This is a genomic window from Bordetella sp. N, from assembly GCF_001433395.1.
In the GTDB taxonomy this organism is placed as follows: domain Bacteria; phylum Pseudomonadota; class Gammaproteobacteria; order Burkholderiales; family Burkholderiaceae_B; genus Bordetella_C.
This window is the reverse complement of sequence record NZ_CP013111.1, coordinates 2,706,124-2,732,330: the sequence shown is the minus strand read 5'-3', so window position 1 is coordinate 2,732,330 and position 26,207 is coordinate 2,706,124. Positions and strand designations below refer to the sequence as shown.

Genomic DNA, 26,207 nt, shown 5'->3' with positions numbered 1-26,207 from the left:
CGAGCCGCGGTCAAGTAAGCAGGGATCAAAGTGTTCGGCGAGGGGAGGGGCGTCGGCGCCGCCCAACCCTGCCCAGCGGTTACTGCAATGCGCCCCAGCGCTGTACCGCCGGCTCGGCGGTGGCCCATTTCCAGGTTGGTTTGGCAAGCGCCTGCGCAGTGTTTGGCGTCAAACCCTTATCCTCGCAGGCCGTGGCTGTAAACCATTGCTCGGGCGCCTCCGGGGTATCGCCGTCCTGTACGGAGAACATGAACTCTTTGCAGGACGCCAGCGCGGAGTCGAACGCGCGTATCACGCGGACTTTGCCGTGGCCGTTTTCGATGGGCAGCATGTGCTTGACCGACCAGGTGCCGGTCCCATCCACCGGCAGGCCGCCGGCAGTGGTGGCGATAAGTATCTGCTGGTCTGCATGAAGCCCTTTCATGTAGCGGTTGACCGCTTCGTCGGTCGCCGCCTGCACGGTGATGCCCACGCCCAAACCGATGGCGGGGTTGGCGGTGAACGCGCCCGTCGCCACGGCGGCAACGGCGCCGCTGGCGGCGCCAACCGATGAACAGCCACTCGTCAGTGCGACCACGCTCCCGCAGGACAGGGCGAGCAGGGCAAGCTTGAATCCCCTCACTGCAGCGAACCCCAGCGCTCGGTGGACGGCTCCGCGGAAGCCCACTTCCAGGCCTTTCCATCACGGCATACCGAGGCGACATAGAACGCGCTGGATGCCGCGGCATCCTTGGTGGCGTCCTGGTCCACGGAGAACACGATTTCCTTGCACTCCAGTGCGCCCGTGCTGATCTTGCGGCTGACCGTCACGCGGCCATGCGCATCATCTTCAATGGGGAAGGAGTGCTTGACCGACCAAGGGGCGATGGCGCCTTCCTTGAGGGGACCGGCGACGTCGGCGATGCTGGTTTGGGTATAGGCATGGACCGTACGCTCGGAGTACTGGACGCCGGCCTTGGCCAGTGCCACGGCACCGAGGCCGATGCCGGTCGCAACCGCGGCATTGTTGGTGACTCTCGACGCCACGAGCGCGCCGCCGATACCCGCACCGGCCTGCGCGCCTTCGGAGTAGAACGAGCTGCACGCCGTACACGCGATGCTGGCTGCGGTGGCAAACGCGATAAGGATCGTCGAACGGAAGAACGACGCCGCATGCGCTTGATGCTTGGTCATGGTCGTCGCCACGGGGGTGTTTGAACTTGCCTGAATTCTTGCTTGCATAGCTGCCTTGCCGGGATTGCAAACGCTCCCGAGGCTGGCCCGCGAGTCGCTCATCCGTCGGCACGTACACGGGATCTACGTAATCGGATGTGCCGAATTTTGCCCGATTACCTTGCAAACCATGACAAGCAAAATGCAAAAAAATGCAATCTTGGCGGTTGACTTTGTTGGAGGAAAGGCAGGCCATTCACCACCCGAAGGCGTCCCGGTCTGCTCCACAATCGTGTCGTAAGTTATTACTTGTTACGTCATTGATCGCCGTTAAGTTGCGAGCGCAGGTAACAGTACCGCTTCCGAAATTTCTATCGACAGATCTACTGCCGATACATTTATAAGCATAAAAACAACGTGTTTCCATGCACTTAGGGCCGTGTCTGCTCCACATTTGCTCATCCATTTTTGATTTTCTGAAACGTAACAACATTTTAAGTTAGACTTCAGAATCGTTAAAACAACGTAAAAATGGAATTGTTGTGAAACAACTGTGCGCGATGTGGGTGCAAGAGCGTGGCGGCGACCGCGCTGAATCTTCCAGCAACGGTTTGCCAGTCGCATGGCATCGCAGCGTGGGTTTTGCAGCATTAATCGTGTCATTCAGCGCGGTGACGGTGGCGACTCCGGCATGGGCCGACCAAAGCGTCGTTCTGGTCAACCGTGGCGTGGATGGGCGTGATGGCGAATCGGCATTCTTCTGGACCGACGCGACCGCGGGCCAGGATGCGGCTGCGTCGGTGTGGACCCAGACGGCACCCATCCGCGGCGTTGCTGCCCCCGCTATCGAAATCGGTTCCATAGGCGGCGCGGGCGGCTCGTCCTACTCCAAAGGCGTTTTTCACAACGTACCCGGCAAGCCCGGCGGCAACGCCGGTTTCGTGTCGCTGGATATCCTCAGATCCGCGGACATTTCCGGAACGCTCGGTACTTCCGCGCAAGCGAAGCCGCTGATCAACGTCTATTCCATAGGCGGCACTGGCGGGATGGGCTATACCTCCTGGACCGAAGCCGACGGCGGGATCGCCCGTGGCGGCGACGGCTGGCAGGTGTACCTGAAGGTCGGCTCGCGGATCACCGCTGTCAGCGACGCCGGCACCCGGACCCGCGCGCTGCCCGCCATCAGGGCGCTGTCGCAGGGCGGGGCAGCCGGCATCGGCAAGATCGACGGCCGTCATTCACAAGACGGCACGTATGAAAGCCGCATCGATACCGATCGTGGCGGCGCGGGCGGCGTGGTGACCGTCCTCCTCGACCAAAGCGCGAGTGTCAGCGTCAGCGGCGCGCTCGCGCCCGCGGTATCTGCCAGTTCGCTGGGCGGCAACGGCGGTGATGCGAGCAACAGCGGCGGCTACCCCTCCAACGGCGGCGCGGGCGGCAGCGTCAACTTCACCAATCTGGGTAGCGTCTACACGAGCGGCAGCAATTCGGCCGCGGTCATACTGCAAAGCGTGGGTGGCGCGGGCGGCAGTGGCGCGAACGGCGCCTTCACGTCCGGCACGCCGGGCGGCAAGGGCGGCGCCGGCGGCGTCGTCACCGCGGTCAACCAAGGCACCGTCTCCACGCAAGGCGACTACAGCTTCGGCGTGCTGGCGCAATCCGTCGGTGGCGTAGGCGGCAGCGGTGGTGGCGCGGCATTCACATCCGGCGGCGACGGCGGCGGGGCCGGCCTGGGCCGGTTCGTCTCCGTGACCAACTACGGCGCCATCACCACCACCGGCAAGGGCGCGACGGCCATCATGGCCCAGAGCATCGGCGGCGGCAGCGCGCTGGACGCGTTCCACGCCACCATGCCTGTCATCAGCAAAGGCGGCGGCGCCGGCGGCAATAGCGGCATTCTGCCGTTTGCCAGCGGCGGCACGGGGGGCCTGGGCGGCGTGGGCGGCGACGTGGGTATCGAGCATCGCGGCTATATCAGCACGGCTGGCGACGAGGCCTACGGCGTTCTTGCGCAAAGCATCGGTGGCGGCGGTGGCACGGGCGGCGTGTCGTCCAGCTCCATGGCGTTCCTGGCGGTGGCGCTGGGCGGCGCCGGCGGCGGCGGCGGCAACGGCGGCCAAGCCAGCTTCACCGGCGTACAGGGCAGTATCCTGACCGCGGGCGAACGCGCCACGGCCGTACTGGTCCAGTCCATCGGCGGCGGCGGCGGCGCGGGCGGCTATGCCACGTCCAAATCCGTCAGTCCCGGCTTGTCGGCTTCTTCCGCCACCGGCGGGTCGGGCGGCAAGGGTGGTTCGGGCGGGCTGGCCAGGATCATCAACAACTCCGCGATACAGACTTCCGGCGAAGCGGCCCTCGGCCTGCAGGCTTCCAGCATCGGCGGCGGCGGCGGTACAGGCGGCGGCGCCGATGCGTTCGCCGTGGCATTGCCGTTGATCACGCCTTCGGGCGAGTCCCTGCCTTCCATCACGCTGACCAATGCCATCGGCGGTTCCGGCGGTGACGGCGGCTGGGGCAAGCTGGCGCTGGTCGACAACAACAATGCCGGCATCGAGACGTTCGGCGTGGGCGCCACCGGCATCCTGGCTCAGAGCATCGGCGGGGGCGGCGGTAACGCGGGCAATGCGTACGCATACGGCCTGGCCATAGCCGCGCCGGGCGCCTCGGCGTTTAACGTGACCAACACGATCGGCGGCAGCGGTGGCGGCGGTGGTTCCAGCGAAGGCGCCCGCGTGTACAACGACGGCAGCGTTCTCACCAACGGCGACGGCGCTTTCGGCATCCAGGTGCAGAGCATCGGCGGCGGCGGCGGCAATGCCGGATCGGCCTCCGCTTCGGCTGACGCGCTGAGCATGTACCGGACCATCACTTTCGGGCAGACCATCGGCGGCACCAACAGCAAAGGCGGCGGCGCGGGCGGCACGGCCAAGGTCGAGAACCGCGGCGTGGTTGAAACGCGCGGCACCGGCGCTACGGGCATCCTGCTGCAAAGCATCGGCGGTGGTGGCGGTAACGGCGGTTCGGTCAACGCGTCGGCTGCGTCGGGCCTGTCTTTCGACAAGACCCTGGACACGCTCGTCAAGAAGCTGCCGCTGGCTGACTCGATCTCGATCGTGGACGCCATCGGCGGCAATGGGGGCAATGGCGGCAATGGCGACCTCGTGGACGCCATCCTGACGTCGACCAGCGTCATCCGCACCCGCGGTGCGCAGTCGGACGGCGTGCTTGCGCAAAGCATCGGCGGCGGCGGCGGTACGGGTGGCGGCGGTTCGGCCGCGGCGAGCGGCAAGCTGTCGATCGCCCTGTCGTTCGGCGGCAAGGGGGGCGCAGGCGGCAGCGGCGGCACGGTCCAGGTGAACAACGCCGGCGTCATTGAAACCTACGGCAACGCTTCGCATGGCATCTTCGCGCAGTCCATCGGCGGCGGTGGTGGCAATGGCGGTAATCTGGCCGCGGCTGACTCCGCGCCGGATACGGTTGGCGAGCTCTTCGCCGCGCTGAAGAAGGCGGTTGGCGTGGAGGCGTACCAGAAGTGGGCGGCCGACAAGGGCAACGCGGAATCGAAAAAGGAACTGGATGCCTTGATCAAGGACGTCCAGGATTCCAAGGCCTATAAAGAGCTGTCCGACGCATTCAAGAACTCCGATCTGTACAAGGAGATGCAGGCGTCCGGAAAGAGTGTCAACGCTTACCTGGAGGCGCAGGCCAAGGGCTCGGTGAAGCGTCCCGACCTGTCCCTGACGCTGTCCATGGGCGGCGACGGCGGCACGGGTAACGTGGGTGGCCTGGTCGACCTGAGCAATTCGGGGCGTGTCCTGACCACCGGCGACGTGTCCTACGGCATGCTGGGGCAGTCGATCGGCGGCGGCGGAGGCCAGGGCGGCGTTGCGTACGCGTCGGGCACCAACAAGACCAATCTTAGCGGGACGTTGGGCGGCAAGGGCGGCTCCGGCAACGTTGGCGGGGATGTCAAACTCACCAACCAGGGCACCATCCAGACCTGGGGCGAGGCCTCTTACGGCCTGTACGGTCAGTCCATTGGCGGTGGTGGCGGTATCGGTGTCGGCGCGCTCAGCAGCGGCAACAAGAACCTGGTGGTGAACTTCACCATGGGCGGCAACGGCGGTAAGGGCGCCAACGGCGGCATCGTCTTGGTGACGAACGCCGGCGCCATCAACACCCGCGGCGACGAGGCGCATGGCATCGTCGCGCAAAGCGTCGGTGGAGGCGGTGGCGCCTTCATGATGAGTACGGTGGGCAAGGCATCTGCCGCGCCCGCGGCCGCGGACGACAAGGCCGTTTCGGCCGGCTCGATCACCGAGCTGCTGAAGGCCGTGGGCATCGACAAGGTCGCGGACGCTTCAACGGAGGCCGATGGCAAGAAGCCGTCCTCCAAGTCGGGCAGCTTCACGCTGGGCGGCGCCGGCGGCGGTTCCGGCGCGGGCGGCGCGGTGAATATTACGAACAGCGGATCCGTCACGACTACCGGCGAGGCGGCATTTGGCATCTTCGCGCAGTCCATCGGCGGCGGCGGCGGTATTTCCAACGCGGCGGGCAGCCCGGGCGGCGTCAAGTATGCCGCCTCGTACGGCGGAAAGGGCGGTTCGTCCGGCGATGGCGGCGCCATCAACGTGAAGTTCTCCGATAACGCGTCCATCCGCACCGTCGGCGACTATTCCACCGCGGTGTACGCGCAATCCATCGGCGGCGGTGGCGGCTACGGCGGCGCTTCGGTGCTGAAGGGCTATACGCTGCCGGTGCTCGGCGGCCAGGGTGGCAGCAGCGGCAATGGCGGCTATATCGAAGTGCGCACCACCGGTGGCAGTACGACGATCCAGACGGAGGGCGCCAAGGCCAATGGCGTCTTCGCGCAATCCTTGGGTGGCGGTGGCGGTACTGTCAGCGAAACACTTAAAACTGACGAGACGGCCCGCGCCGCGCTGCAGAGGTCGGCCACGGCGCTGGCCGGCATCATCAGCAAAGTGGGCGGCTCGGGCACGGTGCTGGACAATATCGACAAGGTGCCGGAGGACCTGCAAGGCATTGTGCGGCTGTTCGGCAACGACAAGGACACGGTCGACAACGTCCTGACCGCGCTCACGTACAGCCTGAACCAGCGCAGCGCGTCGAAGGGCACCGGCGGCGAAATCTTGATCAGCCTGAACGGCAATATCAAGGCCAATGGCGCGGATTCCTATGGTCTGTTCGCGCAGAGCGGCTTCCAGCAAAGCAATGGCGCGCTGGATCCGAACCGCCTCGGCGGCAAGATTACGGTCGAGTATTCGGGCGTGCTGCAAGGCGGCTCTGGTAATGGCGCGGCCATCGCCGTCGACGGCGGCAATGCGGAAAACAAGATCACCATCAACAAAGGCGCCTACGTCAGCGCGCTTTCCGGCCACGCCGTGGTCTCGACGTTCGGTGAGGAATCGCTCAGCAACTACGGCACCCTGGTCGGCGACATCGACCTGGCCAGCGGCGGTACGAAGGAGCGCAACGAATTCCGCAACGAGGCAGGCGGCACGTATGTCTCCGGTGGCAGTGGGATGATCAACGTCAGCAATGGCGCGGGCTGGTTCTACAACGCCGGTAACTTCGACGTGGGCGGCGTGGGTTTCATCGCAACGGCGACCGTCAACCGGGTGGACACGCACTTGGGCGGCACATTGCTCGCGGATGTCACCAGCGTGGCGCCGGCCGGCGCGCCGAGAAGCGACCTGTTGAAGGGTTCCTACATGCTGGTGGACGGTGTGGCGATCAAGCCGCATGCCGTCGATGGCCTGCTGCCTGGCAGCTTCACCGTTGTGTCCGCGGACAAACTGGACGTGAAGCAGAAGGCGGTTTCCGGCGCCAGTCCTGCAAGTCCAATTTCGTGGTCGGTGGCGCAGAACGGCAACAACCTGGCAATTGCGCCGTCGGCGGATTTCGCCGGCAAGGCGCAGGGCAATGTCACCGATACCGAGCGTTCGCTGATGAGCAGTTTGCAGCGTGCCTGGGACGCTAGCCGTCCCGGCATGGCGGGTGTCTTCGCGGACATGGCGAATATCGAGACGGCCAAACAGTACGAGAACGCGATCAACAGTCTTGCCGCCACCGAGGATCTGGGTCAGTTGGCTTCGCGCCAGACGCTAAGCGGCCGCAAGTCCTTGAATGCCGCACTGAGCTGCCCGGTGTTCGATGGCGATACCGCGAATCTGCGTGAAACGCAGTGCACGTGGGCGCGCATCACCGGGTCGCGCATCACGCAGAGCGATAGCTCGGCAGCCGACGGCTCCAGGCAGGAAGGCCTGAGCTACCGCCTGGGTGGCCAGTGGGAGATCAGCCCGAACTGGTTCTTCGGTGCCACCGGCGCGTACAACACCACGTCCATGCACACCGACGATCGCCTGACGGCGGTGAACGGGCAGGGCGGCGACATGTCGGTGTCCTTGAAGCACCAGGCGGGCCCGTGGCTGCTGGCGGGCGCGCTGCACGCGGGATACGGAAGCTATAAATCCGATACGTTGTTCATGGTGGGTGACGACCTGTGGCGCGCCAAGAACCGCAACGATGTGTGGACGGGCGGGCTGAGAATGCGTGCCGCCTATGAAATCGCGGGGAACGACTGGTACGTCCGTCCTTATGCCGACCTGGATGTCCTGCATACCTACATGCCGGGTTATACGCTACGTGGCGATGGGGCGACGCTGAAGTCCGGCTCGATGAGCCAATGGGCCGTGGCCATTACGCCGACCATCGAGGCGGGCACCCGCATCGACGCCGGCCGATATGGCTGGCTGCGTCCCTATGCGTCGGTGGGGGCTTCGTTCCTGAACTCCAGCGGGTCCAACAGCAGTGTGTCGTTTTCCGAGAACGGTAGTGATGGAATTTCGTTCACGTCGAAGGCGGCGTTGCCGGATCGGTTGCTGAACCTGGGCGCTGGTTTGCAGCTTTTCTCGAAGAACAAGTACGAAGTGCGCGCGGAATACCTGGCGCAGATGGGCAAGCATTTCACCAACCAGGAACTGAGCCTGCGGATGGCTTATTCGTTCTGATTGTTTTAGGTGATGAAGAAGCCCCGGTCTTGGCCGGGGCTTTTTTTTGGGTCGGGTTGATGTCGGGGTAATTTCGGGTTGATGTCGGATTGATGCTGGGCCGATGTCGGTCGAATGTCGGGTCAATAGAGCAGTGGTACAAGGACCAGTACCACGGCGACGAGCGAGACGACCCACGTCAGCGAGCGCAGATAGGGAATGCCGGCGGCGTAGAGAGGGATGTAGACGATACGTGCGATCAGGTAAAGCCAGGCGCCCCACAAGGACATCGCGCCTTCCTGTCCCGCCACGTGGGTGATCAGAATGGCCGCGGCAAAAACCGGCAGGGTTTCGAACAAATTGCTTTGGGCGCGCTTCAGCCTCCCGGTGACCTTGCCAACTGGCGGCCCCGCGTCATCACGCGGCCCGGCGTTGTAATCAACGCCCGTTTCGCGCGTGCGAAGCATGGCCGGCAACAGGATCTGGACGAGTGCCAGGACCAAGGTCCATGCCAGCAGGGTCAACTCGGTGCTCATGGAATCTCTCCAATACAGTGGCGGGCAGAGTCAGCAAGCAGATGCCGTGCCTGACATCCACCTCGCCGAACACCGAGCGGTGTTGACCGACGAAGCTTTGCGGCTATTTCGGACTTGAGGTCAAGGGAATGCTTCAGACAAAAATTGCACTCAGCATTGTTTGGTCCACGGCGCCTTGCCACCGGTCGCAGGACTAAATTTAGTCCACAACCTGTTTTGTTCGTTTTTTTGCGCGAGACGTCCAGTGAAACAATCTGCTCTAGTCAAAGCTATCGCCAACTTAAAGAGCCATACTGCCGAAATCGAGAGGGGCAGTGCTGAGCGGCAGCAGCCGATTCCAAGTACGCAAAACGACGAGGCGAAACTCGCCTCGATGGCTGTTCAGTCTCACGAGCGACAGCAACAAGCCATTTCATTGTTGCAGTCCCTGGCCCATGGGCATCGTGAAATTGAGGAGGGGCGTGTGGTGCCGGCGGCCGATGTCTTTGCCGAGATCGAAACCATTGACCAGCAAGGCGTAATGATCCGCTGTTCCGATCCGAAGTGAATCACTCGCCTACTCTCGATCGTGGCTTGGCTTTCACGGCCTTAGGGCACGTCCCTCGAACTCAAAGGACTAGTGTAGAGACGCCGCGGTTCCCCATTTCTCAATCAAGGCTCCCCACATTGCGGACTCGCTCGCTATCAGGTCTCCGAAGGACGCGGCTGTGTTTGGTTGCGACGCGGGGACAAAACCGCGCTGCAACAAAGCCTCTTGAAGGGACGGCATGCTTAAGACAGTGTTGAGAGATTTGTTCAGCTTCTCGATGACCGCTGGAGGTGTTCCTTCCGGCGCTACCAATCCGTACCACGTGTCGACCTCGAGGTCAGCAGGTAGTCCCAATTCCCTGATCGTCGGGATCTCCGGTGCAATCGACAGTCGCTCACGGGAAAAGACAGCGAGCGCGCGTACGGAGCCGGATTGTAAATAGGGGTTGGCGACCGCGATTGGACTAAACAAGCTGTCGACCCTGCCGCCAATCAAGTCACCGAACGCGGCGTCTGGGCTTCTGTACGGAACCTGTAAAAGGGATACGCTTGTCTTCATCTGGAACAGTCGCCAAATCAGGTGCCCTGTCGTCCCCGCAGGAGGCGTTGCGCACTTGATCGCTTCCGGAGCTTCCCGAGCGCGTCTTAAGAGTTCATCGACGGACTTCAACTCTGTGCGGCGGCCCGTAAGCAAGACGGTGGGTATACGTGCGACCAAGCCGATGGGGCGGAAGTCTTCCTGTAGGTTGTATCGAAAAGTGCCATACACCGAACGGTGGATGACATTGGGCCTAGTGGCCAGGAGCAGCGTATAGCCATCTCCCTTGCTCTGCGCAGCGTCTCTAGCGGCGATGTTGCTAGCCGAACCAGTTCGATTCTCCACGATTACGGCTTGACCGAAATCCTTGGCCATCTCTTTCCCGAGCAGCCGGGTCAGTATGTCCGAACCGCTACCCGCGGCGAACCCCACCACGATTTTTATCGGTTGATCCGGGTAGGCAGCGATGGCTTCTCGCGAAGCGCCATACATAGGAATCGCGCTACCTGCTGCCAAAACTGCGCATAGACCGCTTCTGCTCAATGGCATCGTCGTCTCCTTCGTTCGTAGTATCGATCCCCTTCGGATTGAAAATGGAGTTTGCGAGTAAGTGCGGGAAACCCGGTGATGGTTCCGTTAGGTCGGACGCAGGCGCCTCTTACGCCATCCCCTCTAGAACCCATCGCCTTCGCTGTCCGGCGTGGAAAATTCCTTCAAGTACAGGCGCACACACTCGCTCAGTTATGCGACGTCTGGTAGAGGTGCCCACCCTCGCTAGCCGGCGTGGCCGCGAGCATGACCGTGAGCCTCTCTCACACCGACGGCTGGAACTTCGCCGCACGCAGCGCATCCGATATCTGCCTGGCGACCCAGGCCCGTCGTTCGGGCTGCATGCGCGCGGCGATGGCGGCGATGCTGATCGCCGCATGACCGCCATGCGGCAATTCAAAGCTCATCCCGACCCCACCCACGCCTTCGCTAACCAAACCCAGCGTCGCCGAATACCCTTGCTCGCGCGCCTGCGCAGCCAGTCGCCGCAAACGGGCTGGTGTCAGGTTCCGCGGCGCGAACTCATCCCGATGGCGGGCATGGAGCGCGTCGATCTGCGCATCGTCCAGCCGCGATAGCAGCGTCATTCCCGCCGATCCTATCCCCAGCACCCGCATCCCACCGATCTGCAAGACCAGCGCTTTCACAGGAAACGCACCTTCCTCGCAATGCAGGCAATGCCCGTAATCCCCATTACGCACGACAAGAAATACGGTGTCCTCCGTTCGCCTGGCCAACTGCTGCATCAGCGGCCGGCAGGCCTGCACCAGCGGCGCGCCGTTCATCGCAGCGAGTCCCAACTGCATGGCTCGCAAGCCCAGGCGGTACGTCCTTTCCGCGTCGCGTTCGACATAGCCGGACTGCACCAGGCTGGACATCAGGCGGTATGCGGTCGTTCGGTCCAATCCCAACGCTGAAGTCAGCGCGCTCAACGCCAGACCCTGCGGGTGATGGTCGGCGACCAACTGCAGCAGACCCAAGGCGCGCGTGACGGCCTGGGTACCGCGGACTTCGACATTCATAGGCGCTCCCCGGCGGGTTTTCCCCATGTGCACATTGTGCACATTACCAAAATTTGTGTTTGCGATGCACTCACACGGTCAAGGACACTGTCCACATACATACAGTCCTTAGGACGACATTGGAGACAACGACATGAAAAGGTGGATCCTTTCCCCACTGGCGGCGGCCATGCTGGCCGGCGCGGCCGTGGCGGCCCCGGCAACGACCCCCGCCGCTTCGGCTGAAACCGCCAGCGGCTATCCCGCCAAGCCGATACGCCTGCTGGTCGGCTATACCGCCGGCGGTGCATCCGACATGGTGGGACGGATCCTGGCCCAGGAACTCTCCGACGTGAACAAGCAGGCCGTGGTGGTAGAGAACCGCCCCGGCGTGGGCGGCATGCTGGCCATGAGCGACGTGGCTCGCGCCGCGCCGGACGGCTACACCCTTGGCGTGGCAGTCAGCGGCACGATGGTCACCGGGCCGCATCTGCAGAAGACGACGCCCTATGACCCTCTGAAGGATTTCGCGCCCGTGACGATGGTCGCCAAGGCGCCCATGATCCTGCTGTCCACACCGGGCAGCGAAACCGCGACGGTGCAGCAGATCGTGCAGCAAGCCAAGGCCAAACCCGGCAGCATGATGTACGCCACCGGCGCCCAGGCTTTCGATCTGGCCATGCGCCTGTTCAACGCCAAAGCGGGTGTGGACATCGGCGCGGTGAACTACCCGGGTGGCAACCAGGCCTCCATCGATGTGATGGCAGGACGGGTGCCGCTGATGGTCGACACCATAGGCGCCCAGCAGGCCAATATCCGCAGTGGCAAGCTCAAGGCGGTCGCGGTGCTGGACAGCAGCCGTTCCTCTGTCTTTCCGGACGTGCCGACCGTGGCGGAAAGCGGCGTGCAAGGCTACGAGGCGGTAGGCTGGCTCGGCATCGTCGCGCCGCCGGGCACACCGCCGGCCATCGTGCAAAAGCTCAACGGGCAGTTGCGGCAGATCCTGGCCAAGCCCGCAGTGGCTCAAAAGATGAGCACCTTGGGTTTCGAGCCGGATGCCGATACGCCGCAGGCATTCGCGGAAGAGATACGCAAGCAATACACCGTCTGGGGCGAAGTGGCCAAGCACGCCGGCCTGACGCCGCAATAGCCATCTGAGCAACGCCGCGCGACGGCGTTACCTCTCTGCATCCAATCCAGTCGAGGCCGGCGCCGTGGCGCCGGTCCAGGGGGATGCTTTTCTCAAGCAGGAGCCGATACATCCATGTCTTCCCCGGTCAGTCCTTCCTCCGACAAGTCCCAAATGCTCCAATCGCAGGCGCGCGACGGTGGTCCCGCCGGGGCTCACCGTCCCACCGCGGGCGCTTCCTGGGATAACGAGCTGATTGCGGCGCTGCCCTCGGCAAATCTTCCGACGCTTCTAATGGTGCTGGTGCACCTGACCGGTGATGTCCGCTGGCTGACAGAGCGCTATCACTGTTCCCGCATCCGCGGCATCGACGACAACGATTCGGGCGGCCTGCCGGACGAGGTTCAGCAGGAGGTGAGGGCGGCAGCCAAAGAGGCCATACTCGCCTGGCGCGCCGGTCGCGCACCCGTCTTGCCCGCGCCGGCACCGGAGCTGCTCGCGCAAATGCTGCAGATCAGTGTCGGCGAAGCGATTCCAGAGAGCTACGGACCGATGATCAGCGCCTGGTTGGGGCAGGACCCCGATCTGGCGGTAGACCAGGCGGCAGCCTTCGACGTTCCTGCGGGCTACCACGCCATCATCATTGGAGCGGGTGTGGCGGGTATCTGCGCGGCGATCCGGCTACAAGGCGCCGGCATCCCATATACCGTGATCGAAAAGAATGGCGAAGTGGGCGGTACATGGCATGAGAACACCTATCCTGGCGCCGGCGTCGACACGCCCAACCATATCTACTCCTATTCCTTCGCCAAGCACGACTGGTCGCGCTACTTCGCCCTGCGCGAAGAAATCCAAGGCTATTTTGAAGATGTTGCGACACGATATGGGATCCGGCGGCATATCCGCTTCTTTACGCGTGTCGAGTCGGCACGCTATGACGAAGGGAAGCGCAGCTGGACCGTCGATACGTTGACCGCTGACGGGAAGCGCGACAGCCTGCGCGGCGATCTGCTGATCAGCGCCGTTGGCCTGCTCAACGTCCCCAAGATGCCGCCCATCCCAGGATTGGAGGGTTTCGACGGCCCGTGCTTTCATACCACGAGTTGGCCACGGGACCTGGACGTGCGCGGCAAGGATGTGGCGGTGATCGGCAATGGTGCGAGCGCCATGCAGGTGGTGCCGGCCATCGTCGATCAGGTCCGGCAGCTTACGGTATTTCAGCGCTCTCGCCAGTGGGCCGCGCCTTTCGAGAAATTCCAGAAACCGGTGCCGGCCGGGCCGCGCTTCCTGCTGCGAGAAGTGCCGTTCTATCAGGAGTGGTATCGCCAGCGGCTGGCCTATATCTTCAATGACCGCATCCACGCTTCGCTGCAGATCGATCCGGAATGGCCGCATCCGGAACGTGCGATCAACAAGACCAATGACCGCCATCGTTCCCACTTTACCGACTACATAAAAGCCGAACTGGGCGAACGCCAGGACCTGCTGCCGGATGTCCTGCCCGACTATCCGCCCTTCGGCAAGCGCATGTTGATGGACAACGGCTGGTATCGCACCATGGCCCGCGACAATGTCACGCTGGTCACGGGAGGGATTGCCCGGGTCGAAGGCCAGGAGATCGTCACGGATACCGGCGAGCGCCACCGCGCCGACGTCCTGGTGGTGGCCACGGGCTTCGACGCCATCAATATGCTGTCCTCGTTCAAGCTTTATGGCCGCGGCGGGCGATCCATCCGCGACGCTTGGGATGCCGCGGGCGCGCAGGCCTTCATGGGCGTGGCCGTGCCGGACTTTCCCAATTTCTTCATGCTGGCTGGCCCCAACACGGCGCTGGGCCATGGCGGCAGCGTCGTTGCCTTGTTGGAAACTCAGGTCAGCTACGTCCTGAATCTTGTACGCCAGTCGCTGCGAGAGGGCGGTCCGGGGGCCGAGATCGAGGTCCGGCGCGATCGCCACGACGCCTATAACGAACGGGTACAAGCCGCGCACGAACGCATGATCTGGACGCACCGCGGCATGAGCAACTGGTACCGCAATGCCCAGGGCAGGGTGGTGGCCACAACCCCTTTCCGCAACGACGACTACTGGCACATGGCGCGCCGGGCTGACCTTGGGGATTACCACGTCAAGGGCGGCGGGCAGGCCGATGAACGGATTCAGGCCGACGCGCCGCTGGAGGAGCCGCAATGACGACATTCACGCATGGTCCTGGCAATCATCCCGAAGGAGGTTCCGCCCGCCGCCGCCAGCCCGGTCCGCATCTTCTAAGTGGATTGCGCATCCTGGATCTTGGGACGATGGTCGCCGGGCCGGTCGCGTGCACCCTGTTCGGCGATTTCGGCGCGGAGGTGATCAAGGTGGAGGTGCCCGAGCGCGGCGATACCGTGCGCGACCTGGGGCCATTCGTCGACGGCGAGTGCCTCTACTGGCATGTCGAAGGCCGGAACAAGAAGTCCATCACCTTGAACCTGCGGGAGCCGGAGGGCCAGCGGCTGCTCTGCCGTCTGGTCGAACAGGCCGATGCCGTGGTGGAGAATTTTCGGCCGGGGACGCTGGAGGCATGGGGCCTGGGCTACGAAAGGCTGAAGGAACACAACCCCGGGCTCATCCTGCTGCGGGTGTCGGGGTTCGGCCAGACCGGGCCTTACCGGACTCGGGCCGGTTACGACCGCATCGGCCTGGCGTTTGGCGGGCTGTTGAACATCACGGGCTTCCCGGACCGTCCGCCGGTGCGTATCGGCACCTCGACGGCGGATTATCAGACGGCCTTATTGGGTGCGTATTCGCTGATGATGGCGCTCTATCATCGCGACGTCATGGGGGGCGGCGGTCAGGAGATCGACCTGTCCATGTACGAATCGGTGATCCGCTTCACTGAGGTGCTGGTGCCGGAGTATGACCGCCTGGGCGTGGTGCGCGGCCGGCGCGGCAACAAGCACTTCGCGGCGGCGCCGGGGGAGCATTTCCTGACGGCCAGTGGCCGGTACATGATCCTGACGATTTCCGCGGACGCCGGCTTTCAGCGGCTGTGCGTGGCGATGGGGCGTCCGGAACTGGCGACGGACCCGCGTTATCTGACCCATGCCAAGCGTTGGGAACACGTGGACGACCTGAACGCCATGGTGGCGGCCTGGATAGTGGGACAGCCGGAAGACGAATTGCGCCGCAGGCTGGACGAAGCCAAGCTGGCCTATTCGTTTATCTATGGCATCGACGACATCATGCAGGACCCACATTATGAAGCGCGAGGCAGCATCGCCACGGTGGACCACCCCCGCATCGGGCCGGTGCGCATGGCGGGCGTGTTTCCTCGCTTCGCCGGCCGCGAGAACAAGCCGATCGAACCCGCGCCGGATCTGGGCCAGCACAATCAGGAAGTCTATCGCGATCTTTTGGGCCTGACGCCGGAGATGCTGGCGGACCTGGCCGAGCGGGGCATCCTATGACGCGATGCCTGGTTCTTGGCGGCGGCGGCGTCAGCGGTATCGCTTGGCAGATCGGCCTGCTGGCGGGGCTGGCCCGCTATGGCATCGACCTGCGCGAAGCCGATTGCTTTGTCGGGACCTCGGCCGGCGCCGTCGTGGGGGCGCGGCTGGCGGCGGGCGATGACCTGGAGCGCCTGGCGGCGGCGCAGATCACGCCGCCGCCCGCCTTGCGCGAGACGTTCCGTGAATATTCGCAGTCCGATGCCGATGGCCGCAACCGCGCGTTGATCGAGAAAGTGGGCGGCGACCTGATGGCCGCGCGCCGCCGTATCTGCGCCTATGCCTTGAGATCGGAGACGCCGCCATGGGAAGAGCGACGGTCGCTTATCGCCGCCAGGCTGGAACGGGAGATCTGGCCAGCGCGTGCTTTGCGCCTGATTGCCGTGGAAGCACTGACGGGCGCCGCGCGGGTGTTCACCGCGGCGGATGGCGTGCCGCTGATCGATGCCGTCGCGGCGAGTTGCGCGGTACCTGGAACGTGGCCGCCGGTCAGCATAGGCGGGGGGATGTACATCGATGGGGGCGTCCATTCGCTTACCAATGCAGAGGTGGCCGCGGGGGCCGGCCATGTCCTGGTACTGGCGCCGTTCGGTTATGGCGAGGGAAATCCCGTCGCGGGCCATCTACGCAAGGAGGTCAAGGCCTTGACGCTGGCGGGCAGCGTGGTGAAAGTGGTCATCCCCGACGAGCGCTCACTGGATGCTCTTGGCGACAATGTGCTGGATCCCGCAAGACGTCCTGCGTCCGTGCGCGCCGGCCTGGCCCAAGCCGAAGGCTTGGTGGACGCCTTGAGTGAGGACTGGGGAAGGGCGACGGCCTAACTTTCCCGCCGGCAAAGAGAAGCACAGCGTGTTAATTTGTTCGTCTTAACAAAATTAAATTCCTGATAATTAGTTAAAGACTAACAATAATTCGCTGACATGGACGTCCGATTTCTTCGCTACTTCATCGCGGTTGCCGAGCAGCTGCACTTCACGCGGGCCGCTGCCTCGCTCGGCATTTCCACGCCGGCCCTGACGGTGCAGATTCAAAAGCTGGAGGACGAGCTACAACTGCGTTTGCTGAACCGCAGCACCAAGCGAGCGGTGTCCCTTACGGCCGCTGGCGAGGCTTTCCTGGTGGAAGCGAGAGCCGTCGTCGAGCGAATGGAGCGCGCGATTCATGTGGGCCGGCAAGCAAGCCGGGGAGAAATCGGCGGGATCAATATCGGCTATGTGGGTTCCGCGGCCTTCTCCGGGCTATTGCAGCAGCGAGTTGGGGAGTACCGGACCGCAAGTCCCGACGTTGTCATCAAAGCCTACGAGCTTCCGATGGAGAAGCTGCCGGATATGTTGCTGGTCGGGGAAATTGACATTGCATTCTTACGAATGCCGGTCGTTCTTCCGTCATTGCTTTCCAGTCAGGTGTTGAGCCGGGATAAGTTCTGCGTCGCGGTTCCGGCGCAGCATCCACTGGCGCTCCGTGGGGCAGCCGTGTCGCCGGGGGCATTGGCCAAAGAGACCTTCATCGTTCCCGAGCAGCCGCGGGGCTTGCAGGAGGTCGCGCACCGGGGCGAGTTCAGCCCCATCGTCGGCGCAACGCCGGGTGGCTTGTTGGCCGTATTGACCCATGTGTCATTGGGTGCGGGAATCGCCGTCATACCGGACACGCTCCGTTCAGTTATTACGCTACCCAACGTCGTTTATCTGGGCCTGGCAGGAGCGCCGATTCGATCCGAGGTCGCAGCGGTATATCGGAAAGGCGAGCGGTCGCCGCCGGTGGTGAATCTGCTGAAGTTTCTGAAGCACTGAGATTCAGTTGCGGTGCCTTTAGAAAATTTCTAACTTCGATTCAAATTTCTTGCGCTTTCCCGTGGTGCTCGGGCTCCGGCATATTGGCGGCTTCCCCTTCGAATCCCTGGTCCGCCATGCCCACTTGTAGCCGCCTCGTCCTTGGACGCCTGTTTTCCGTCACGCTACTGGGTGCCGCGCTGTTGCCGGCCACGAATGTATTGGCCAGCGAGACCTATCCAGGCAAGCCGGTGCGTATCATCGTCGGGTACACCCCTGGTGGCGCGACGGACGTCATCACTCGTCTGGTGGCATCGAGCCTTACCGAAAAACTCGGCCAGACATTCATCGTCGAGAATCGGCCTGGGGCTGGATCGAATATCGCCAGTGAATACGTGGCGCGTGCCAAGCCGGACGGCTATACCTTGTTGGTGCTGACGATACAGAACGCCACCAACATGTCGATCTACAAGAATCTTCACTACGATACCAACAAGGACTTCGCGCCGATCGCGCAATTCATGGCGTCGCCCAGTGTCCTGGTGACGGCACCGGCTGTTCCCGCCACGGACCTGAAGTCCTTCATCGCTTTGGCCAAATCCGCCCCCGGCAAGTACAGCTATGCGTCGACGGGCGTGGGCGGTTCACCGCATCTGGCGGGAGAGATGTTGAAGGCGCGTGCTGGCGTGGATCTGTTGCATGTGCCCTATAAAGGCACTTCTGCCGCGCTGATCGACGTGACCACCGGAACGGTATCGGCCAGTTTCATGACCACCTTGGGCGTGCTTCAGCAGATGCAGAGCGGACAGGTCCGGCCGCTCGCCGTTGCTTATTCGTCCCGTCTGCCCGAGCTCCCGAATGTCCCCACCATGGCCGAAGCGGGCATGCCCGATTTCGAGGTGGTGTCGTGGAATGGCCTGGCGGCCCCAGCGGGCACGCCTCAGCCCGTCATCGACAAGCTAAGCCAGGCCGTCGAAGAGACGCTGAAATCGCCGGAGATGCAGAAACGCGTCCGTGAGCTGGGCGGAGAGGCAGTATTGCGCCCTGAGAAAGCGTTTGCCGCCTATATTTCCGACGAAACGCAGAAATGGCGGAAAGTCGCTGAAAAATCCAAGATCGAACTGGAGTAAATCGGCGCCATGGCCATCGCTTTGATAACAACGGGCGGCACCATCGTTTCCGAAAGGGCTGCAACATCCGGGCTGGCGGCGCCCACTTTGGGCGGCGAGGCGCTGCTGGCCTCGATCGCCGCATTCGGTCCGGCGGGCGAGCGTCCGCAAGTTCAAGTTTTCGACAGTTTCCGGGTGCCGTCGCCCCTGATAGGCCTGGAAGAGTGGCGCCGCTTGCATGCCTTGACGCAGGAAGTGCTGGAACGGCCCGATATCGAAGGCGCGGTCGTTACGCACGGAACGTCCACCTTGGAGGAAACCGCCTGGTTTCTGGACCTTACCCTGGACACGGTCAAACCCGTGGTGCTGACGGGCGCGCAGCGCAACGCATCGGAGCCCGATAGTGATGGGCCACGGAACCTCTTCAATGCCTTGACGATATGCGCCGCGATGGCGGCTCGCCGAATTCAGGGCGTGGTGGTCGCTCTGAACGACAGCATTCATGCGGCGCGCGAGGTGACCAAGAGCCAGACGCTCAATGTCGAAACCTTCAACTCCGGCGTCTGGGGCAGTCTGGGGCACGTGCGCGCGGGCCGCGTGATATTCCATAGGGAGCCGCTCCGGCGACTGCACCTGGCGCTGCTTCCCGACGAACTGCCCTCGGTCTTTATCGTGCCGATGTACGTGGGCGCAGGCGGCGAACTGATAGAGGCCGCCGTCGCCCGTGGCGCGCGGGGCATCGTCGTCCAGGGTATTGCCTCCGGGCATGTCAACGCCGCGATGCATGACGCATTGGTCGACGCGCTCGACGCCGGCGTCTCCGTGGTGCTGGCCACGCGGATTCCGTCTGGGGGGACGCGGGTGGGATACAGCTTCAAGGGATCCTCGCATACCCTCGTATCGAAGGGCGCGGTTTTGAGCGATGATCTATCCCCTTGGAAGGCCCGTATCCTTCTGATGCTCGCTTTGCAGAACGGTTTGCGGTGCCCTCAGGCGCTCGGCAGACTCTTCGCGGACGATGAGGTTCCTGTCAGTTCCGTCGACGCGCCATCCTAAGATCGCGTCCGGTGATGGTGTGCTGTGAACCCGGGCCGGGGTTTGCACTGATTATCACTGTGAAATGAAGCGAGATGCGTTCGCCACGCTGCAAGCGGTTATTCGAAACGGAACGCTGACGGCCGCCGCCGCGGAGCGGCACCTGACCGTCAGCGCGGTCAGCAGCCAGATGAAGCAGCTGGAGGCCTACTTCGGCCAGCCGCTCTTCGACAGATCGGGCGCGCAGCTGCGGCCCATGCCCGTGGCCATCAAGGCTGCACGCATCATGACAGAGGCCTTGGGGCGTATCGAAGCCCTGCGCAATGAAAGCCAGATAGCGGTAGGCGGGGTGATAACGGTCGGGCTGCTGGAATCGATGCTCCCGCCGCTGCTTCCCTTGATCATCAGCCGCTGTGCGACTGAATTTCCCGAACTGGATATCCGGCAGTCCTCGGGCCGCAGCCTGGCGCTTCAGACCGCGGTGAAATCAGGAGACCTGGATGTGGCGCTGATCGCCCAGCCCGAAAAGGGCGCATCCAGCCGCCTGGACTGGCAACCCATGGAGGCGCGCGAGCTTGTGCTGGTCGTCCCGCCTCAGGAACGGACGCTCACCGTGGCGGATGCGTTTCGCCGATATGAGTGGATACGCTATGAACGCAATACCACCACGGGGGTGCTGGCCGCCCGGTATATCCAGTCGCGCAACCTCAAGGCGCGCGAGAGCAAGGAGCTGGACAGCAGTGGCGCGATATTGGCGCTGGTCAGCGCGGGGCTAGGCGTATCGATACTGGAAATATCGGATCCCCGTATGCTGCGGGTCTATCCGGTCCGGGTAATAAGGCTTGGTAAACGACCGCCATGCTATCAACTGGCCTTGGTCACGCGTAAGTCGGATACGAATAAGCGCCAGGCCCTGGCTCTCAAAGACGTGCTGAAATTCGCCTTGGGCGAGGTAAGGGCGCAACGCCAGGCTGCCGGACTTTGCGATTGACGTTCGGATCAGCGTATTCAGATCGGCACGTGCTTATGTCGGCAAAATCGTCGTCGCGCCCGCAAATACATAGCCCTGTCCCCGCACGGTATGCAAAGGCAGTTCAAGGTCAAGCTTGCGGAATTTCGTCCGCAGCCGGCTCAACAGCACGGATAGTGACCCATGCGATCGTGGCAGCGCGCCCGGTTGTGGAGCGATCGCTTGATAGGCTTGTTCGTAAGTCAGCTGGCGTCCTGGTGCTTGAAATAACGCAAGAAGAAACTGCTGCTCCGTTCGCGACAAGGTGATCGATTCGCCGTCGGGAGAGAGCAGCGAGAAGCGGCCCTCCGCCAGGCGCCAGGTTTTTTCGGCTACGACTGGCGCGGGCAGCCTGGCAGGCTCGTTGACGAGAACGGGCAGGGACGCCCGATGTTCGTGTTTGTGGGACAGGCGTCGTCGAATAAGCTTTAGCGTATCGGCCAACTCATCGGCGCGGTCGCTCATTCCGTCAAGAAGCAGGTCTATGTCGTCCCGGTCGAGGGGCACCGGGCTATCGCCCCAAAGTGCCGGTTCGGTGACGACTGACGGGAGGGAGATTTGCCGCTTCTGCTCCAGCAGGGCGGTCATTCCTTCTTTCCTGGCTTCCGTTTCGCCATTGAACTTCGCGCTGGCCGCGATAAGCCGATCCGGGCCAAAGCCGGTCGTCTCGCAGTCCGCAACGAGGAGGAACCACGTATACCTCGCGCGAGGCAGCTGGCACATCAGCAGCGTCAGGCGATGGTTATCTTCAATATGTATGAAAGGGGTCACACTGATCCTCGTGCGTCCGCCCGAGTTTTCAAAGCCCAGTGGAATCGGCGTGTCATTCCGGCAAAAATTCTAATTCAAATGACTGTCGGCCGGGAACTTTGTAACACTTAGGGTAAAAACCGGTTTGAGTGTCCGCTCATCGCTTGCGTCGATTTACCGCGCAATTCTCGAAGAGCAACTCGCGCAGCCAGCGCTGGGCCGCGTCGCGATGCGTGCGTTCGTGCCATGCGGCAGTCTTCGTAAATCCGGGAATATCCAGCGGCGGCTCGAACACCGTCAGGCCCTCCATGCCCGCCACCAGCCGGCTGGGCAGGATGGCCACCAGGTCGCTGGCCCGCAGGATCTCGGGCAGGATGAGGAAGGATTTAACCGACAGCGTGACCCGCCGCGATTTTCCGAGTTTTTCTAATGCATTGTCGGTCACGCCCCTGAACGCTCCACCCGAGTAGGACACCAGCGCATGATCCAGCGCACAGAACTGGGTTGGTGTCAGGCGCCGGCGGCCCTGTGCGGCCGGGTGCCCCTCACGCATGACGCACACGTATTTTTCTTCGAACAGGTTGCGCGCGTGCAGGCCGGGTGGCGTGCTGTCCGGCGTCAGCAAGGCCAGGTCGATTTCGCCGCGCTCCAGCTGGACCGATATCTGCGCGTCATCGACCGGAACCAGGGCGATTTGCACACGCGGGGCCTGCCGTTTCAAAGCGGACAGGAATGGCACCGCGATGGCACGTAGCGCATAGTCCGTGGCCGCGATGGTGAATGTCTGTTCCGCGGTGGCGGGGTCGAAGGTGGGTGGCTGGATCAGAGCACCGACCTCGCTCAATATCTGTTGCAGCGGCTTGACCAGATCCAGCGCGCGTTCTGTTGGCACGACACCGTGCGAAGCGCGGACGAACAGGGGATCCCCGAAGGCAGCGCGCAGGCGGGTGAGCATTCCGCTCATCGCGGGCTGCGTCACGCCAAGCCGGGCCGCAGCCCGCGTGACGTTGCGCTCGTCGAGCAGGGCGTCCAGGGCCTTGAGCAGGTTGAGATCGAGGGCCTTGATATTCTTCAAAATTATGGGACTCAGGAATTTTGAATCCTGATCTTATCAACCCTTAGCCCCCCTCGCTCGGTGAAGAGCGCCCCGATTACGGCTGCCTGGCCTTGCGCGCGGCCGCGACCAGGCCGTCCAGCCAGTCTTGATGGCCGTTGATCATGGGATTGGGCTTGGTGTCGTGCAGCTGTTGTGCCGGTTTGCCCTTCTGGACTTCTTGCGTAAGGATGCGCACGCGGCCGCCGTCCAGGTCCTCGACCAGCCAGGCATGGAGCACGTCCAGGCGGTTATCCGCGCCTTGCTCGCCAGCCCAGCCGTGCCAGGCTACGCGGCCCGGTTGACCCGCGGCCGGCGCGACGTATTCGGTGCATTGCGCCTCGACCGGGAAGCCGAAGGTCTCGAAGTAGAAGCGGTCGCTGTCGGCCAGCTCCGGTCCCTTGCCGTCATGGAAGCGCACATTGGCAGAGTTGGCGTAATAGGTCGGCCATTGCGACGGCGTGGCCAGCAGGGGCCAGATGTCGGCGACGGTCAGGCCGGCGACGATGACCTCGTTGGATGCAAAATTCTCGGTGGTGCCGGGCGTGTAGGCTTCAGGCCAGAGGATGGCGTTCATTTTCATGGAAGTATTTCCCGGGTTTCCCGGGTTCAGGCAGACAAAACCACGGAATCTCGTGGGGACAACGTCATGATGGTGGCCGCTCTGAAATAAATCCAATCCTGGTTTTTTATTTCCGCCATCAGTCAGGCAAATATCACGACACGCGCACCAGCGGCTTGCCGGAGAAATCGCGGTGCTTCAGCGCATTCAGCAAGGACGCCAACTCGGCAAAGTCCCGAATGACGCGGGGTTCGGATTGCAGCTGGCCCTGTGCCAGATCGTCCAGCATCCTTGCGCCCGCGGCAGTCAGTTGCGCCCAGTCGGCGTCGTCGCCGTGGACATGCAGCGCACCCAGCGCGACTTCGTGCATGGACAACGTCAATCCGAATGGCGGGCAAGGCCATTGCGGCACACGATCCTGGATGCAGACGAGGTGGCCGTTGGCCCGCAGGGCAGCGGCCATGCGCGTTGCGTGATCGCCGCTGACGGTGTCGATGACGGCGAAGAAACGGCGGTCGCCGCTCCAGTCCTGCTTATCGGCCAAGGGGCCGGCAATGCAGTCGCTTGCGCCCAGGGCGCGCAGTCGGTCCCAATGGCGGGCATTGGCCATCACCGTGACGGTGAAGCCGCGAGCGACGGCAAATTGCACCAGGTATTGCCCGACCGCGCCGCCCGCGCCACTCACCAGCAGGGGCTGGCGCGGCTTGACGGGCACTTTGTCGATTGCCAGCCAGGCCGTCAACGCGGGACATGGAAAGCTGGCGGCGACCTCGTCATCGACCGCGTCGGGCAGGCGCAGCAGCGCGCGTGCCGCGACGGGCGTGTATTCGGCGAAGCTGCCATGGCCGTGCAGGGTCGTGTGATACGCGACGCGGCGGCCCAGCCATTCAGCAGGAATGCCCGCACCCACGGCCGCCACCACGCCGGCGCCGTCGACACCAGGGATATGGCCGGTTTGCCAGGAGGGCAGTTTGCCGTCCAGCACCTTCCAGTCGACCGGATTGAGGCCGATCATGCGGTTGCGCACCAGCAACTGCCCGGGTTCGGGGCGTGGCATGGGCAGGGTTTGCAGCTGCAATGCCAAGGGGTCGGCGCTGCCTTGCCATGTCCAGGCTTGGTAGTTTTGGGGGAGTTGGGCGTGGGGCATGAATTGCTTTGAATCAAGAAGGGACATGCGGATGAGAGAACGTTCCACGTGTCGATATTTGCGTAAGACTAGACGTCTGGGGCTCTATTTGGCACCGGTGGACGGTTATTCCCTCGATAAGACTTCCTTATGCTTCCTGGTGCCGCCCGGCCCTCGTACCGTTGGGCTCCAGTTCGCGCCTTCAAGCGCTAGCGGAAGATTGTTGGTTTACAATCAATAATCATTCCCATTATCGTTTGATGAGGCAGGCGCGCGTGCAATCCGTCAACTATCCGTCCTCTGACGAGTTCGTCAGGCTGTATCGCGAGCATCATGGCTGGCTCGTGCAGATGCTGCGGCGCCGGCTCAGCGGCAATACGGAAAATGCGGCGGATCTGGCGCACGATACCTTCGAGCGCGTCATGCGCGCCGAGTCATACACGGTGTTCGCCGAGCCGCGCGGTTTCCTCACCACGATTGCCAAGCGGCTGCTGATCGATCAGTCGCGCCGCCGCGCCCTCGAACAGGCCTACCTGGATACCTTGGCCAGCCGCAGCGAAGCCACCGAGCCCAGCCCCGAGACGCAGGCGCTGGTGCTCGAAGCCCTGAATGCGGTTTGCCAGAAGGTGGAGCAGCTGCCTGCGCGCGTCCGCCGGGTTTTCGTTCTGGCGCAGGTGGAAGGGCAGCCCTATCTGGAGATCGCGCAGCAACTCGGCATCTCGGTGGCCGCCGTGCAGCGCGATATCGTCAAGGCCTGGCAGCACTGCTACGCCGTGTTGTACGCATGAGCGCGCAAGACGCCGAACGCCTGCCCCCCGACATCATCAAGCAGGCCGCGCAATGGATGATGCGCGCGGGTGACTCCCCCGATGCCGCCACCCAGGCCGCCTGTGCGCGCTGGCGGGCGTCCGACGCTCGCCATGAACTCGCCTGGCAACGCCTGCAAGGCATCAGCCAGGACATGAACGCCGCCACGGGGCTGCACGTCGCCGCCGCCACCGCAAGCAATACCGTCCTGCGCTATTGCGATCAGCGCACGCGCCGTAATGCCATCAAGTGGGTGATGGGCGGGATCGGCCTGGGAACAGTGGGGCTGATCGGTGTGCGTGAGGGGCTGTGGGGCGGAATTGAGGTGTATCGCACCGCGACCGGCGAGCAACGCGTCCTGACCTTGCCTGACGGCACGGTGTTGACGATGAACACCGATTCCACCATCGCGCTGCACTACGACTCGCAACAACGCAGGATCGACCTGCGCAGCGGCGAGATTGTGATCGCCACGGCCCAGGATCCGGCGGGCCGGCCGTTCAGCGTAAAGACCCGAAATGGCCTGCTGACGCCTTTGGGCACGCGCTTCATGTTGCGGCAGTTGACCGATAACCAGGAGTCCACGCGCCTGGCCGTGTTCGAAGGGGCGGTGCGCATCGATCCGGCAGTGGGCCCTCAGCCCAGTATGGTGTTGCACGCGGGGGAGCAGGTGGATTTCGGCGCCGGCGCGCAGTCGCCGGTGACCCCGGCACAAGACGAAACCGTGGCTTGGACGCAGGGCATGCTGGTCGGCAACCGCATGCGTCTGGATCAGTTCCTGGCCGAACTGGGCCGGTACCGCGCTGGATTCCTGCGTTGCGACCCCGAAGTGGCTGGCCGCGAGGTGACGGGGGCTTTTCGGATCGACGACACGGACAAGGCGCTGGAAGTGCTGGCCAGCGTGCTCGGCTTGTCCTTGCGGTACCGCACGCGCTACTGGGTCACCGTGGGGCGAGCGTGATCGCACTGGCCCGATGCTTCGGTCGCTTCACCAACAAAATTGTAACCACGGCGTAGTT

At 63.3% G+C, this 26,207-nt stretch carries 21 protein-coding genes; 12 read left to right on the top strand and 9 right to left on the bottom strand.

The annotated features are described in order from the left end of the window. Positions 1 to 79: 79 nt before the first annotated feature. Positions 80 to 622, bottom strand: coding sequence for a hypothetical protein (locus ASB57_RS11645; protein ID WP_082621548.1), 543 nt, complete (start codon positions 620 to 622; stop codon positions 80 to 82). Continuing rightward, entirely contained in the window at positions 619 to 1,173 is a 555-nt protein-coding gene (locus ASB57_RS11640; RefSeq protein ID WP_057652378.1) for a hypothetical protein, read from the bottom strand. The genes ASB57_RS11645 and ASB57_RS11640 overlap by 4 nt, the downstream gene beginning before the upstream one ends. 635 nt (positions 1,174 to 1,808) lie before the next feature. Here ASB57_RS11640 and ASB57_RS11635 point away from each other — a divergent pair. Continuing rightward, positions 1,809 to 8,183, top strand: coding sequence for an autotransporter outer membrane beta-barrel domain-containing protein (locus ASB57_RS11635; RefSeq protein ID WP_156414135.1), 6,375 nt, complete (start codon positions 1,809 to 1,811; stop codon positions 8,181 to 8,183). 122 nt (positions 8,184 to 8,305) lie between these two features. On the opposite strand, the gene ASB57_RS11630 is transcribed toward ASB57_RS11635, so the two are convergent. Beyond that, on the bottom strand, positions 8,306 to 8,698 hold the full coding sequence (locus tag ASB57_RS11630) for an MAPEG family protein (RefSeq protein ID WP_057652376.1): 393 nt from the start codon (positions 8,696 to 8,698) through the stop codon (positions 8,306 to 8,308). Between the two features lie 244 nt (positions 8,699 to 8,942). On the opposite strand from ASB57_RS11630, the gene ASB57_RS11625 reads away from it, so the two are divergent. Continuing rightward, positions 8,943 to 9,245, top strand: coding sequence for a hypothetical protein (locus ASB57_RS11625; protein ID WP_057652375.1), 303 nt, complete (start codon positions 8,943 to 8,945; stop codon positions 9,243 to 9,245). A gap of 69 nt (positions 9,246 to 9,314) precedes the next feature. Here ASB57_RS11625 and ASB57_RS11620 read toward each other — a convergent pair whose 3' ends face one another. Together ASB57_RS11620 and ASB57_RS11615 are read right to left on the bottom strand one after the other, a co-directional pair. Further along, complete coding sequence (locus tag ASB57_RS11620) at positions 9,315 to 10,313, bottom strand: tripartite tricarboxylate transporter substrate binding protein (protein ID WP_082621547.1); 999 nt, start codon at positions 10,311 to 10,313, stop codon at positions 9,315 to 9,317. A gap of 263 nt (positions 10,314 to 10,576) precedes the next feature. After that, on the bottom strand, positions 10,577 to 11,335 hold the full coding sequence (locus ASB57_RS11615) for an IclR family transcriptional regulator (protein WP_057652373.1): 759 nt from the start codon (positions 11,333 to 11,335) through the stop codon (positions 10,577 to 10,579). A 133-nt stretch (positions 11,336 to 11,468) separates the two neighbouring features. Between ASB57_RS11615 and ASB57_RS11610 the strand changes: the two genes are divergently transcribed. The 8 genes from ASB57_RS11610 to ASB57_RS11575 all read left to right on the top strand — a co-directional run bounded on the left by ASB57_RS11610 (position 11,469) and on the right by ASB57_RS11575 (position 20,832). Continuing rightward, positions 11,469 to 12,464 carry a tripartite tricarboxylate transporter substrate binding protein gene (locus ASB57_RS11610; RefSeq protein WP_057652372.1) on the top strand — a complete coding sequence of 332 codons (996 nt, stop codon included), beginning with the start codon at positions 11,469 to 11,471 and terminating at the stop codon, positions 12,462 to 12,464. Between the two features lie 114 nt (positions 12,465 to 12,578). Beyond that, positions 12,579 to 14,633, top strand: a complete 2,055-nt coding sequence (locus ASB57_RS11605) for an NAD(P)/FAD-dependent oxidoreductase (protein WP_231755401.1) — start codon at positions 12,579 to 12,581, stop codon at positions 14,631 to 14,633. After that, positions 14,630 to 15,889, top strand: coding sequence for a CaiB/BaiF CoA-transferase family protein (locus tag ASB57_RS11600; RefSeq protein WP_057652371.1), 1,260 nt, complete (start codon positions 14,630 to 14,632; stop codon positions 15,887 to 15,889). Before ASB57_RS11605 ends, ASB57_RS11600 begins: the two co-directional genes overlap by 4 nt. Then, positions 15,886 to 16,749 carry a patatin-like phospholipase family protein gene (locus tag ASB57_RS11595; protein ID WP_057652370.1) on the top strand — a complete coding sequence of 288 codons (864 nt, stop codon included), beginning with the start codon at positions 15,886 to 15,888 and terminating at the stop codon, positions 16,747 to 16,749. Before ASB57_RS11600 ends, ASB57_RS11595 begins: the two co-directional genes overlap by 4 nt. A 99-nt stretch (positions 16,750 to 16,848) precedes the next feature. After that, the gene (locus ASB57_RS11590) at positions 16,849 to 17,718 is read left to right on the top strand and encodes a LysR family transcriptional regulator (RefSeq protein WP_057652369.1); all 870 of its coding nucleotides are present in this window, start codon (positions 16,849 to 16,851) and stop codon (positions 17,716 to 17,718) included. Positions 17,719 to 17,834: 116 nt separating this feature from the next. Then, the gene (locus tag ASB57_RS11585) at positions 17,835 to 18,827 is read left to right on the top strand and encodes a tripartite tricarboxylate transporter substrate binding protein (protein ID WP_057652368.1); all 993 of its coding nucleotides are present in this window, start codon (positions 17,835 to 17,837) and stop codon (positions 18,825 to 18,827) included. A gap of 9 nt (positions 18,828 to 18,836) precedes the next feature. Then, positions 18,837 to 19,862 (top strand): asparaginase, encoded by a 1,026-nt coding sequence (locus ASB57_RS11580; protein ID WP_057652367.1) that lies wholly within the window; start codon positions 18,837 to 18,839, stop codon positions 19,860 to 19,862. A gap of 64 nt (positions 19,863 to 19,926) precedes the next feature. Further along, a complete protein-coding gene (locus ASB57_RS11575; protein WP_057652366.1) occupies positions 19,927 to 20,832 on the top strand; it encodes a LysR family transcriptional regulator in 906 nt (301 codons plus the stop codon). 33 nt (positions 20,833 to 20,865) lie between these two features. On the opposite strand, the gene ASB57_RS11570 is transcribed toward ASB57_RS11575, so the two are convergent. The 4 genes from ASB57_RS11570 to ASB57_RS11555 all read right to left on the bottom strand — a co-directional run bounded on the left by ASB57_RS11570 (position 20,866) and on the right by ASB57_RS11555 (position 24,312). Next, positions 20,866 to 21,438 carry a helix-turn-helix domain-containing protein gene (locus ASB57_RS11570; protein WP_197425027.1) on the bottom strand — a complete coding sequence of 191 codons (573 nt, stop codon included), beginning with the start codon at positions 21,436 to 21,438 and terminating at the stop codon, positions 20,866 to 20,868. Between the two features lie 319 nt (positions 21,439 to 21,757). Then, positions 21,758 to 22,678 (bottom strand): LysR family transcriptional regulator, encoded by a 921-nt coding sequence (locus ASB57_RS11565; RefSeq protein WP_369822870.1) that lies wholly within the window; start codon positions 22,676 to 22,678, stop codon positions 21,758 to 21,760. 73 nt (positions 22,679 to 22,751) lie between these two features. Then, positions 22,752 to 23,270, bottom strand: a complete 519-nt coding sequence (locus ASB57_RS11560; RefSeq protein WP_057656089.1) for a hypothetical protein — start codon at positions 23,268 to 23,270, stop codon at positions 22,752 to 22,754. Positions 23,271 to 23,409: 139 nt separating this feature from the next. After that, positions 23,410 to 24,312 carry an alcohol dehydrogenase catalytic domain-containing protein gene (locus ASB57_RS11555; protein WP_231755400.1) on the bottom strand — a complete coding sequence of 301 codons (903 nt, stop codon included), beginning with the start codon at positions 24,310 to 24,312 and terminating at the stop codon, positions 23,410 to 23,412. Positions 24,313 to 24,656: 344 nt separating this feature from the next. Between ASB57_RS11555 and ASB57_RS11550 the strand changes: the two genes are divergently transcribed. Both ASB57_RS11550 and ASB57_RS11545 read left to right on the top strand, forming a co-directional pair. Continuing rightward, positions 24,657 to 25,169, top strand: coding sequence for a sigma-70 family RNA polymerase sigma factor (locus tag ASB57_RS11550; RefSeq protein WP_057656087.1), 513 nt, complete (start codon positions 24,657 to 24,659; stop codon positions 25,167 to 25,169). Next, positions 25,166 to 26,149, top strand: a complete 984-nt coding sequence (locus ASB57_RS11545; protein WP_057652363.1) for a FecR domain-containing protein — start codon at positions 25,166 to 25,168, stop codon at positions 26,147 to 26,149. Before ASB57_RS11550 ends, ASB57_RS11545 begins: the two co-directional genes overlap by 4 nt. The last annotated feature ends 58 nt before the right edge of the window (positions 26,150 to 26,207 follow it).